This window comes from Rhizobium freirei PRF 81, assembly GCF_000359745.1.
Classification (GTDB): Bacteria; Pseudomonadota; Alphaproteobacteria; order Rhizobiales; family Rhizobiaceae; genus Rhizobium; species Rhizobium freirei.
This window is the reverse complement of sequence record NZ_AQHN01000067.1, coordinates 1-12,005: the sequence shown is the minus strand read 5'-3', so window position 1 is coordinate 12,005 and position 12,005 is coordinate 1. Positions and strand designations below refer to the sequence as shown.

The following is a 12,005-nucleotide window of genomic DNA, read 5'->3' as shown; positions in this document are numbered from 1 at the left end:
TGCTCCGCAGCGGCGACACGGTCGAGATCGGGGATGATTGCACCGAGCATCCGGCTGCGTTAACCTGACATCACCGCCGCGCAAGCTCCACATCGAAATGAGGAGGCGCATCGGAGGCTATTGGGACGAAGCGCCCCTTCACCCGGAAAACCTGCTCGATCAATCCTGTGCCGGCCAGTACCCTTGGATCACCGTCGAAGACCAGATTGCCCCTATCAAGCAACGAGATCTGATCACAGACGGACATCGCCTGATTGAGATCGTGGATCGCCATGATGATGGTGACGCCTTTTTCCCGGCTGAGCCGATGGACGAGATCGAGGACCTCCACCTGGTAGCCGATATCGAGGAACGACGTCGGCTCATCGAGAAGCAAGATCCGTGCTTCCTGTGCGATCGCCGCCGAGATCCAAGCCCGCTGGCGTTCGCCGCCGGACAGTTCCCGCAGGCTCCTGTCGGCAAAGTCGTGAAGGCCGGTGCTTTCCAGCGCCCAGCGAATGGCATCCTCGTCCCGCGGACCATAGCTTTTAAACAGACCGACATGCGCGAACCGACCCTGCCGCACCAGCTGCGCCACGGTCATCTCGTCAGGTGCGGCCGGTTGCTGCGGCAGAAATGCAAGGTGCTTGGCCAATTGCCGTCGCGACATGGATGCGATCGGCCTGCCATCAATCTCTGTGTTCCCCTCGGCCGATTTGATCAGGCCGGAAAGAGCTTGGAGCGCCGTGCTTTTTCCGGAGCCGTTGGGTCCGATCAGCGCACGGATCTCGCCCGGCCTGAAGGATAGATCCAGGGCATTCAGCGCTCTTCGAGCACCATAAGCGACAGATAGACGGGTACAGGATAGCAGCATGGCATCCTCATGGGGTTTTGCGAAGAAGCGCGATGAGCACGGGAACGCCGCAGATCGCTGTGACGATGCCGATCGGGATTTCGTCAGCCTGCCCTATCAGCCGGCCGACAAGGTCTCCCAGAGTAACAGTGACAGCGCCGAGGACGATCGTCAGCGGTAGGAGAAGGGTGGTCCGCCTGCCGGCAAGGAAGCGGGCAAGGTGAGGTACGATGAGCCCGATGAAGACGATCGGGCCGACCGTGCCAACCGCGCTCGCCGCAAGACCGCAGGACAGAAGCAAGGCAAGCGAAAACTGCCGCCGGTAGGAAAGCCCGAAAGAGCGGGCCATGGAGGGCTCGAAACGCAGGAGTTCCAGCGGCCTTCGGATCAAAGGCAAGGCAGCGAGGCCGGCAATCGTATAAGGGAGCAGAAAGGCGGCATGTTCCCAGCTCCGCGCGTAGAGACTGCCGGAAAGCCATTCCAGCAACACTTCGATCCGCGCGGAGCCCCAGCCTGCGATCAATCCGATGGCCAAAGCTTGCAGCACGGCGCCCACGGCAATGCCGCAAAGGGTGATGCGAAGCGGCCCCAGGTCGAGGCGAAACGCCAGCATATAGATAATGCCGCCTGCAAGAAGTCCTCCCACCGTGCCGACGGCGGGCAACCACTCGAGGGGAAGTTCTGCGACCGTCGTCGATCCGGAATAGTGAATATAGACGGTGAAGAGCAGGAAGATGGTTACTGCGAGCGTTGCCCCCTGGGAGACGCCCATAATGGACGGGTCGGCAAGCGGGTTGCGCGTAACACTTTGAAGAATAAGGCCGGCAACAGCGAGGTGAATGCCGGCCAGTATTCCCGTCACGATACGAGGCAGACGGATATCGATGACGACCGATTGCGCTTGCCGCGAACCGTGTCCCGTGAGGACCGCGACGACATCCGACGGCGGAATATCTGCCACCCCCACAAACACCGCCAGCACGAAGGAGAGGAACGCGACGAAGACAAAGGCAAAGACAAGCAGGAACCCGGCGCTGCTATTGTTTCGGAGCGACAAGGATGTGGCCATGATCACGCTTCTCCCTTGAACGAGAAGCCGCGGCTTTGAACGAGGTAGATGAACACAGGTCCTCCTATCAGCGCCGTGACGATCCCGACCGGAAGTTCCTGGGGGGCGGCAACGCTTCGCGCAATCACGTCGGCCGCAGCCACCATCAGACCGCCGAGCGCTGCTGTCAGGGCGATCGCCCATCCCGGGCCGTTCGGCCTCAAAAGCCGGGCGATGTGCGGCGCCGCCAACCCGACAAACGCCACGGGACCCGCCACGGGTGTGACCCCCGCTACGGGAAAAACCGCCAGAAGAAGCAGCAAGGGTTTCCAGAACGAGAGCTGCAATCCCATCCCGGCCGCTGCCTGTTCGCTTAGGGCGAGAAGCCCGATCACGCGCTGGCATGCCAGTGCGCCGGCGGTGCCGGCAAAAACCCATGGGGTCATGTATGAGAGCTGCGTCCACGAACGTCCCTGAAAGCCGCCAGACAGCCAGAAAAGCAATGACGGCACCTGTGGTCCGCTCAATAGGAGAATGTAGGTCGTGACCGCGCTCAGGAACAAGGAGATGCTGATGCCGCCAAGCGCCAGATGCAAGGGGCGTCCTCTTCCTCCTCGTGAGACCCAGAAGGTCAACAGCGCAGCCGCCATACCGCCCGCCAGCCCGACCAATGGATAATATATGGACGAGAGCGACGGCACGAAAACGAAACAGAAAACGATCGGTGTCACCGCTCCGGATGTCACGCCGGTCAAACCCGGGCCGGCGAGCGGGTTGCGGGTCAGGATCTGCAGCAGATAACCGGAGACGCCGAGACCGGCGCCCCCGATAAAAGCCGCGAGGCTGCGTGGCAGCCGCAATGTCCATACGAGAATGGAATCGATCTTCCCGTCGGGTGCGAACAGGATCGTCCAAAGAGCACGCGGCTGAAGCGGCTTGGCGCCGACCAGAAGTCCGCAGATTACGACGATCGCAGCAACGACCATGATGATGATCGTCATCACCAGCGGCTGAAGATCATTCCGTCGCCGCGCGGTGGCCGCGACCCCTATCAATTTTGCAGGTCGGCCGGAATCAGCCTGGCCGCCTCCGCCTTGACATCGACGGCAGGGAAGGTGTCAGGGTAGAGGTAGTGGGCGGCCTCACGCAGCACCAGCTCACGGGCGATCGGACCATTGGTTTCCACCCACTCGTCACCGACATAATGCACGCGGCCTTTCTTGACCGCCGAGAGCTGCTGCCAGATGGGGTTGTTCTCATGCGGACGATCCGGGCCGCTGTCATAGACGAAGATCACTTCCGGATCTTTTTCCAGCATGGTTTCAAGGCTCAGCTCTTCGCCGAACCGGCCTTCCTTCGTCATCGGGCCGACAATATTGTCGCCTCCGAGCGCTGCAACGATCGATGCTGCGGTGTTTTCGGTATGGAAGGAGAATGGGGTATCGCCCGCCCACATGATTTGGAAACGCGGGTGCGCATCCTTCGGCGCCTTTGCGGCGAAAGCTCCGAGATCCTTTTTGAAAGCAGCATTCAGCTCCTCGCCGCGTTGAGGCTTTCCAAACAGCTTCGAAAGGTCGGCGACCTCCTGGTAGCTTTGGCTCAGAAGCTCCATATTATAAGCGATATAGGGCGCGATCTTTTCGAACTGCGGGGCATTGCCGACGGTATAGCGCTTCATGGCAATGATGACATCGGGCCGGACTTCCGACAGCAATTCGAGGTTGGGCTTCGCCCGTTGCCCGATCTGCTTCATGTCCTTCGTCAGGCCAAGAAGAAAGTCCGGTTCGCGTCCGGCCGTCATGTAGGTGGTCGCAACAGGCTTGATACCGAGAGCAAGCGCAACATCGACCGCAAGGTAGGAAACCGAGGCGATCCGCTTCGGGTTGACCGGGGCCAGCACGGTTTTACCGCGATCATCCACGATCGAAAGCGTCTGTTTTTCCTCGGCGAAAGCGCCCCCCGAGGTCAATAGGACAATAATGCTTGCAATATTAAACACGCCGAACACGCGCCGCCTCATGGCGATACCCTCCAGGTCAATATTCGTTACAACATAACGTTCTTTTCACAGACACCGCCGGCGGCCCATCCATCAACGGAAGAGACACGGCATCCCAGCGGTTTTGCCTGCAAAACTTGATCTTTGTTGTCTGCTTTAACGATAAAAGATGATTATTACAATCATCTTTTATCGCGGCATGTGGAATATCGCCACGCATGCCGGCCAAGCCAAGAGCGGTTCAGCTTTTCACGGAAACTCTGAACCGCTCTATCTCTTTGTTTTCTAGCAATTCCAGACGGAAAACCGCTGCGCAGTTTTCCTGGAATTGCTCTAACGAGCAGCCTGATACTCGGTATCTTGCAGCGTAGCGGATGCCATTCTGAGATCCGTAATGAAACGCCACCACAGCAGGAAGCTGGTTGCTCCGAATCCGAGGCAAAGGCCAAACCAGATCCCATGGCTACCCCAGCCGATCCAGTATCCGCACACCGCCATGGCCGGGATGCCGATAAGCCAGTAGCCGATCAGGGTGTTGGTCAGCCCGGCCCTGGTGTTTCCAAGCCCCCGCAGCAGCCCGATGCAGATATTTTGCGAACCTTTGAAGAACTGATGCGCTATGGCGAACCAGAGAAGCGTGGTCGCAGCGGCGAGCACGGCCGGATCGGCCTGGTCGCCCAGAAAAGGACGCAGCACTGCTCTTGGAAGGAAGACATATAGAAGTCCGACAACCGTCGTGATGGAAAAGCTGATCGTGAAGGTGCGTCTTGCGATCGCACCGATTTCTCCAGCGTGACCCTTTCCGGCCGTGCGGCTCACCAAGATCGAGGAGCCCTGTGACAGTCCTATATTGGCCTGATAGACGATATAGGCGAGCTGATTGACGATGTTGGAGGCGGCAAGAGCGACTGGACCGAACGTGCCCATGAATATGGTCGCGATCGAGGTGATGGCCGCTTCGGAACCATAGGTCAATGCGATCGGCGTTCCCATCTTCGCGATTTGTCTTATGGTCGCAGGCTGGGCTCGCCATCCATCCATAGCAAGGAGGGCGTTCAGTTTTTCGTCCCGCTGGACTGTCCGCAAATAAACGAAAAAGGTCCATATCTGGACAAGCGTGGTTGCGAGACCAATGCCCGCCAGGCCAAGCTTCGGCAAGCCGAGCCATCCGTAAATAAAGGCGCCGTTGAGCAGAGCGTTGACGCCGATCGAGATGATCGTAACCCGCAACAGGGAGCCTGCGCGACGCATTCCCACCGCGAACTGACGAAGGACATTGAGCCACAGCATTGGCAGCAGGCCCGGTGCGAGGGTAAGCATGATCGGCCTCGCAAGTTCGACGACCGCGCTGCTCTGCCCGAGAAAGACCAGGCAATAGCCGAGAACGACAAGGATGATGCCGGCGGCGATCGCGACCATCGTCGCAAGCAGCATGGATGCCCGGAGCAAATCGCGAACTTCCTCGTGCGTTGTTGCGTCGGTGGATGACGTGCCGGTTCTCTTTTCTCCCCGCCCAACCGAGGCGGCGATCAAGTTGCCGACGCCCGTCACCATGCCGACGCACATCGTGCGCAGTTGATTGTAGAGCAAGATTGCGAGACCGCCCGCGGCAACCGCCTGAACACTGATGAAGCCCATCATCAGGAGATCGGTGCTGGTAAGAGCAACCTGGGCAAACTGAATGCCGGCAATGGGGGCGGCGAGCGTGATGATTTCCTGATAGCGCCGAAATTGCATCGTGGCCACGTCGTTATGCTCCCACCGCTGCTACGGTTCGAGATGCGAGATATATCGATTCCCGATAGGCATCGAAAAGCCGCTGCAGGCGTCGATGTGCCGTCTCGTCGAACAGGTGGCGTTCCCGAAGCCAGTCATCGTCGTAGATGGTGTCGAGATATTTTTCGCCTGCGTCACAGACGAGGACCACCATCGTGCTGTTCGGTTCGACAAGGGCTAAACGCTTGAGCGCCACATGGATCCCGGCACCGGCCGTCCCGCCGACCAGCATACCCGTCCGGCGAGCGACGACACGGGCAGCGGTGAACGCGTCGATATCGTCGACCGTCAGTCTCTCATCGATCAGGGCACGATCGACGTTGGGGCCGACGGTAAATCCGCCCGGCGCGCCGGCGCCGGTCTGCCAATACTTGCCAGCGGGTCCACCGAAGATGATCGATCCTGTCGGTTCGACGCCGATGCTCATGACCTGCGAGCCGAGGCGGCGCAGCTCCCTTACCGTTCCACATAGAGTGCCGCCGGTGCCGACCGCGCCGACGAGATAGTCGACATCCGTGCCGAGGTCACGGAGCAGTTCGGCCGCAAGGCCGACATAGCCATTGTTGTTGTTGGGGTTGTGGTGCTGATCCGGCCAGAATGCGCCGGTTTCGTCGGCAATTTTCCCGGCGATACGACGTCGCTCGACGGTGCTCGGGCCGTTCCCATTGCTCTCGACAAAAACGAGATCGACGCCCATGGCCTGCATCGCCCGAAGCTTGTCGCGCGATGCGTGACTGTCGACGACAGCGGTAAACTTATAGCCCCGTTCGATTGCTACAAGAGCCAAGCCCGTTCCGGTATTGCCTGAGGTCGGCTCGACGATCCGACCGCCAGGCTTCAGTACGCCGTCCCGCTCGGCTGCCAGTATCATCTCCCGCGCCATCCGGACCTTGCAAGAGCCGGTGGGATTGAACTGCTCCAGTTTCAGCAGCAATCGGCTGCCGGATCCTGTCCGGGCAAGTTCCAGCAAAGGCGTGTCGCCAATCAGCTCGGAGCTTGTCGTCACGACTCGTTCAGCAGGCCGGCTAATGTGTCTCGTCATTGATCCATTCTCCAGGTGAAACGTTCGCCCTGCCGGGTCACAACAATCTTGGGCGGCAAGGCAAGCTGGTGAAACTCACTCTCGTTCTTGTCCATCTGATAGCCGGCGGTATTGGGATAGATGATCAGATCGCCATACCGAGGCGCTGCAGGAAATGGGATCTTGCGCCAGGTCAGAACGTCGTATTCCATGCAGCTGGAACCACCGACCGCTGCCCGAACGGGGTCTTGGGGGCGGGGCGTTCCCCTTTGCACAAGAACAGGGGTCGGGAGAAACTCGCTGTTTTTCCACTGTTCCGACAGGCTCATGCTAAGGCCGGCGACGGTTACGATGCCGTGTTCCGCATTTCGCTTGAAACCCTGTACTGGAAAGACCGTAACTCCGGCACCGTCGAGAAGTGCCCGCCCCGGCTCGAGGTACAGTTGCACCTCTGCAGCTGTCAGCTTCGATGAGAGCGTTCCCTCGCTATCGACGCTCTGCAGGATCGCGTCGAGCATGGTGGCGCCGGTGGGCGCCTGGTAGTAGGGATAGAACTGATTGAAGCTCTTTCCCGCGTGAAACTCAGCCGGATCGATAAGTTCCTTGAAAACTCTCCAGTCCTGTTCATCGACATAGGCACAGGCAAAGCCCCCGCCGATGGAAATGGCGGTAGCCGGAAAGCCCTGTCGTCGTGCTTCCAGGCATTGGCCGATCAACATTGACGCCAATTCGGCGCGCGGTTGCACAGCATAACCGTCGAGGTGGAAAGAAAAGCCATCCATGATCAGATGGTGTCCCGCCTTCGCGCAGCGTTCGAGTGCCCCGCGAAGATCATTTGAATTGAGTCCGAAGCGGCTGTTCTGTCCCGTGGGCGGCAGCACACGCAGCAGGATCCGCAAAGGGGCGGTCTCCGCCGCGAGAGCGATCGCCCGCTCCAGCTCGTCCATGGCGTCGATGGCAACGGTGGCACCGTGGCGGCAAGCCAGCCACAAAAGATCGTTGCTCTTGGCCGCCCCCGTCACCCCGATATCCTCGCCGCGAATGCCGTTGGCGAGTGCGTGGACAAATTCGGGTATGCTGGCGACGTCCACCGATCCGCGCAGCCTCGCTACTTCACGCAGCCATGCGCCCGCCTTATTGGCTTTCTTGCCGAAATAGACGCGTCCTGCCACGTTTCTTTCCCGAAGAACGCGTTGGAAGGCCGCCAGATTGTCGGCAAAGCTCTCGGGATGGATGATGTGAAACGGCCCGTCCGTCGCGTGGTGAATGTGGCTCAGCAGCGCAATGTCCTGCCTGACGGCGATGGCCCAGGCCTGTTCACGAGCGCGCATCGAATTGATCGCTAGCTCCATAGCGCGACCCGCTTGCCGCGGCCGGCGGCAATCCCTCTGGTGGCGAGTGCATGGGCGACAGGGATATCCGTGATGATCATGCCGCTGCTGAATGCAAACACCCGATCGTTCTGGGTGTTGCGCCCGGGTTTGCGGCCACAGACGATATCAGGCAGTTCGGCATCGATCCTGGCAACGCCGTCCAGGCCGGCCATCCTCTTGCCGGTGACACCCAACTGGCCTTCGTTCGTTGCGATCGCATAGTCCGCATCCTGCAATGCGCCCGTCTCGACCCCTTTGCTGGCTACTGAGATCAGCAGGCCCCCGGGCTTGAGCCACCGCGTCTGGACTTTGGGGTGCGCCGCGCGGCCCGAGGCGGCCACGACGATATCGGATGAGGCAACAGCCTCCGGAACATCCTTCACCAGCTCGATCTCGCGATCGGGGAAATACCGGGCAAATGTGGAAAGGCTGGCGGCAATCCCGTCGGGATGCGTACCAAAGAGGCGCAGGGTTTGCAGGTCGGGCAGAGCTGTCAGCAGATATGGCAGCGTGTTGATACCCTGTGCACCCGTTCCGATCATCAGCACCGATCGGGCATTCGCCATGGCGCAATGCTTGGCAATGATCGCTGTCGTCGCCGGAGTGCGCGAACCGCCGACGCGATGGCAATCCATGAATGCAAACGGCAGTCCGGTCGTGTCGTCATAGAGGCTGATTGTCGTGTAGTATTTTTCGGCGTTTTCGCTGCCTTGGCGATAGGAGGTCTTGAACCCGGCCTGTTCGAGCGCGCCATCATATCCGAGCATCGAGTAGGATACCGCGTCCCGCTGTTCGTTCGGAAGCGGCATCATGAGCTTCGTCGGGCAACGGGACCGTCCGTTGGCATAGGACAAATAGGCATCTTCGACGAGCCGAATAACCTCGGCCGGTGGCAGTTCGATATCCGATAGATCGGAACGCGTGAGGATATGGATGGCAGGCGTATGCATGAACGTCTTGGTCATCGTCGATGCCTTTCGATGTTGCCGATGTGATATGAGGTGACAAAAGCGGTCTCGGCGAGCGAGCGCTCTGATTTCGCTCGTCAATTATCGAGATCGATGAATCCATACTGGGCCGCTGGCACGCTTGCCTCTAGTCGGGAGACATTGAAGGCTTGGCCCATGCCTCAAGCGCCTGTGTGCTTTGCACGGCGTTCGGGTGCCGAAGATCTTTCAGAGGGATGTCACAGGCAGGAGGCGCGCCTTCAAAAATGTGGCGCGTCGTCTTGGAGGGGAATCTTCGGCCGCTGCGCGCCATTGCCGAAATCATGTCGGGCGTGATTGTCTCACCCGGCCGCCAAGCCTCCACCCGCACGGTGTCGTAGTCCAGGAGAACGACTGGCAAGACCCTGAAGCAAAGGCGCTGTGCAATGGTGAGCCTATGGTGCCCGTCCATGACGAACCAATCGGCGCGGTGGGCGGTGATCGGTCGCGTCCACCGGCCGGATTGGACGATCTCCCGTTCGAGTTCGATCACCCGGTCGTTATCGATTTCTTCGGTTGGGATGAGCTTTCGAGGGTCGAGAAGTTGGTACTGAACAATGCCCGTTTTCATTCACGCCTCCCCGACGTCATGATCTACGAGAACGCAAGCCAGATTGTTTACGGACGCGAACTTACACCCTTTTAAGCTGCGGTCAATAAAAGATGATAAAAAAAATCAAGTTTAGAACTAGACTAAGAATACCTCTAAAAACAGTTGGTTAGAATCTGGGTCGACAAATACAAATAAAACAATCTTGGATTGCATATGCTCGATGGTCGAACTGCGCGCTTCGGCGTGGCCCGGACATTTGCGCGGGGCCGCATGGGTTGTCGGCGGCGCCGGATAATGCGGTCTCGGCGAGGCAGGCAAAACTGCGGCCGGAGCGTCTGTGCGAAAGCGTCTGGATGGGAGGAAGGCGATAGCATAGCCTGGAATATCGCGGCAGGCACGGCCCAGGGGGCGTGTCGGTCCGCCCAGCTTCGGTGGTGTCCACCCTTTCGCGGCGGACGAGCATGCCATGTATATCGACGGTAGTAACGACCATCGGCAGTTGTCTGTTTCGCATTCCGTGACGGTGCCTGTGGCTATCCTCTTCACCGGAGCAACGATAACATCAGGTTCCACAATGCTCCGTCTCCTCAGCCGCGTTGGCAATGCATACTGCGGACGGATCAATTTTCGTGATCCGAATACGCCATGGGCATGAAGACTGGGCCAGCGATTCTGTTTGGGCCTCGCTGAGTGAACGAACAAGCACAGTTGTATGAGAGGAGTTAAGGCCCGGAATGCGACGCGCATCGGATTATCTGACATTCCTTACATCGCTGCCATCCTGTGCTCTCATTTTCGGGACCTAAAATTCCAATTTCATCGTGAGCGCTGATGCCGAATGAAGGGCTCTCCCGGTTTTTCTTGTCCCGCCTCATCTCTCCCCAGAGAGATGAGGCAATCCCTCACAGGCGTTCTTGAAGGATTTCCGCCGCAATATCCCGCCCACCGTAGAAGACGCCCAACACCAGCACGGAGTCGTCTTCGACCACGAAGGCGATACTCACGTTCCGGCGATAGCCAATAATCCGCAAACCGGGGATAATGCCATCCCTAACTGGGCCGCGCCTGGGGAACGTTGCAAACTCCATAACAAATTGCCGGATGCCACTGACGTAGTTCCAAGCGACCGCCGGCCCCGCTTTCTCGATACTGGCGAGATCGCGGTAAAGCTGAAGCAACTCTGCCTAAGCCTGTTTGTACAGGACGATTTTGTATTTCATACTCTATTTGGCTTTCGCCAGCTCGGCCCGATGCTCCGCTTCCAGCCGGGCAAAGGCATCGTCAAGGGTCACGCTCGCCGATGGATAGCGCTTCAGATCCGCATAGCGGCTCGGAATTTCATGATTGAGCCAGCGTTCGCGGGCCTCCTCTTGATCTTCGAGCAATCTCAGGCCCGCGCGAACAACTTCACTGGCGTTATTGTAGCGGCCGGATTCAAGCTGCTTCCTGATGAAGCGCTCGTAATGGTCGTTCAGTGCGAAACTTGCCATGACAATTTGGCTCCTTTCTTTGCAATATGAGCCAGAGACGCGCAAATATCAATTGTTGTTATCTATTAATAAATCAAGCGCAGCGCGCCGAACAATCAAGCAAGCGAGACCGCCAGGGTGGCGGAAGCGAAACGGACTATTGAACTATTGAACTAACGACCTGGCGACAAGGTCCTCGTTCGGCAACACCTGGGCGGGGGGGCACCGATGTAGTCCCGGACAAATGACGTCTAGGCGGCGCTTCTCTTGTTTCGGGAATCGGACGCATCGGATTTCCATCACATGCCGCAACGTTGAATCCGTTGATATCTGATGAAGCGGTCCGCGCGCGACGAGCGCCTCCTGCCGAGGGGCTTTTCCAGGACCTGTACCGATAAAGGTGACCCAGTCATGTTCCGAGTCGAGCATCGTCATGAACGATGTCGCGACAATTGCCTCGCCGCAGGCAGCGTCTCGAAGAGTGTATGAGCCTCCGTGGACGACCGACCCAGTTTTGTCTAATCCGCACGACGTGCAGGTCAACGTACTACCCATCGCGTTGTCTCAATCCCGCCGACTCGACAACAGAATTCGACATTCAATTCAAGAAGATCTACGACGAAACCCCAATGAGGTTAAGATCGATACCGGGTGGACTTCCGACTGGGACACTGTTCATTTGCGCCGCGATTTGGCTCTGACTCAGAATTGCGGCTGTTGCGGACGACGCTTTGGCTGATTCATCGGAGGATCAGCTTATGCAGCATCGCTTCCAGCGCGCGAGCCTTGCCCCTGACGGCCTTGCAGTGGATGAAGCAAAGATTGTCGCGGACAGCGTTCAAATTCGGCTGCGATCGCGCCTTCGCTCGGGAAGTTGTCCGGACTGCGGGCGGCAAAGCCAGAGGGTTCAAAGTCGATATGTGCGGCGCCCCGTTGATCTTCCCGTCA

Annotated in this window: 12 protein-coding genes; all 12 read right to left on the bottom strand. The window is 58.8% G+C overall.

What is annotated here, in order from left to right; all coding sequences use genetic code 11:
• Window positions 1-70: 70 nt before the first annotated feature.
• Window positions 71-853, bottom strand: coding sequence for an ABC transporter ATP-binding protein (locus RHSP_RS17630; RefSeq protein ID WP_004120154.1), 783 nt, complete (start codon window positions 851-853; stop codon window positions 71-73).
• Between the two features lie 7 nt (window positions 854-860).
• Window positions 861-1,901, bottom strand: a complete 1,041-nt coding sequence (locus RHSP_RS17625; protein WP_004120151.1) for a FecCD family ABC transporter permease — start codon at window positions 1,899-1,901, stop codon at window positions 861-863.
• A 2-nt stretch (window positions 1,902-1,903) separates the two neighbouring features.
• On the bottom strand, window positions 1,904-2,881 hold the full coding sequence (locus tag RHSP_RS17620; RefSeq protein ID WP_004120148.1) for a FecCD family ABC transporter permease: 978 nt from the start codon (window positions 2,879-2,881) through the stop codon (window positions 1,904-1,906).
• A gap of 50 nt (window positions 2,882-2,931) precedes the next feature.
• The gene (locus RHSP_RS17615; RefSeq protein ID WP_004120146.1) at window positions 2,932-3,900 is read right to left on the bottom strand and encodes an ABC transporter substrate-binding protein; all 969 of its coding nucleotides are present in this window, start codon (window positions 3,898-3,900) and stop codon (window positions 2,932-2,934) included.
• A gap of 312 nt (window positions 3,901-4,212) precedes the next feature.
• A complete protein-coding gene (locus RHSP_RS17610; RefSeq protein ID WP_004120143.1) occupies window positions 4,213-5,616 on the bottom strand; it encodes an MATE family efflux transporter in 1,404 nt (467 codons plus the stop codon).
• A 13-nt stretch (window positions 5,617-5,629) separates the two neighbouring features.
• The gene (locus RHSP_RS17605; RefSeq protein ID WP_004120141.1) at window positions 5,630-6,697 is read right to left on the bottom strand and encodes a PLP-dependent cysteine synthase family protein; all 1,068 of its coding nucleotides are present in this window, start codon (window positions 6,695-6,697) and stop codon (window positions 5,630-5,632) included.
• Complete coding sequence (locus RHSP_RS17600; protein ID WP_200863270.1) at window positions 6,694-8,007, bottom strand: type III PLP-dependent enzyme domain-containing protein; 1,314 nt, start codon at window positions 8,005-8,007, stop codon at window positions 6,694-6,696. Before RHSP_RS17600 ends, RHSP_RS17605 begins: the two co-directional genes overlap by 4 nt.
• 11 nt (window positions 8,008-8,018) lie before the next feature.
• Entirely contained in the window at window positions 8,019-9,014 is a 996-nt protein-coding gene (locus tag RHSP_RS17595) for an ornithine cyclodeaminase (protein ID WP_200863269.1), read from the bottom strand.
• Window positions 9,015-9,144: 130 nt separating this feature from the next.
• Complete coding sequence (locus tag RHSP_RS17590) at window positions 9,145-9,606, bottom strand: ParB N-terminal domain-containing protein (RefSeq protein WP_051074096.1); 462 nt, start codon at window positions 9,604-9,606, stop codon at window positions 9,145-9,147.
• Window positions 9,607-10,490: 884 nt separating this feature from the next.
• Window positions 10,491-10,766 carry a type II toxin-antitoxin system RelE/ParE family toxin gene (locus tag RHSP_RS17585; protein WP_004120129.1) on the bottom strand — a complete coding sequence of 92 codons (276 nt, stop codon included), beginning with the start codon at window positions 10,764-10,766 and terminating at the stop codon, window positions 10,491-10,493.
• Between the two features lie 45 nt (window positions 10,767-10,811).
• On the bottom strand, window positions 10,812-11,078 hold the full coding sequence (locus RHSP_RS17580) for a type II toxin-antitoxin system ParD family antitoxin (RefSeq protein WP_004120127.1): 267 nt from the start codon (window positions 11,076-11,078) through the stop codon (window positions 10,812-10,814).
• Window positions 11,079-11,797: 719 nt separating this feature from the next.
• On the bottom strand, window positions 11,798-12,005 hold a 208-nt coding region (locus RHSP_RS35385), incomplete at its 5' end, for a hypothetical protein (protein ID WP_037152629.1).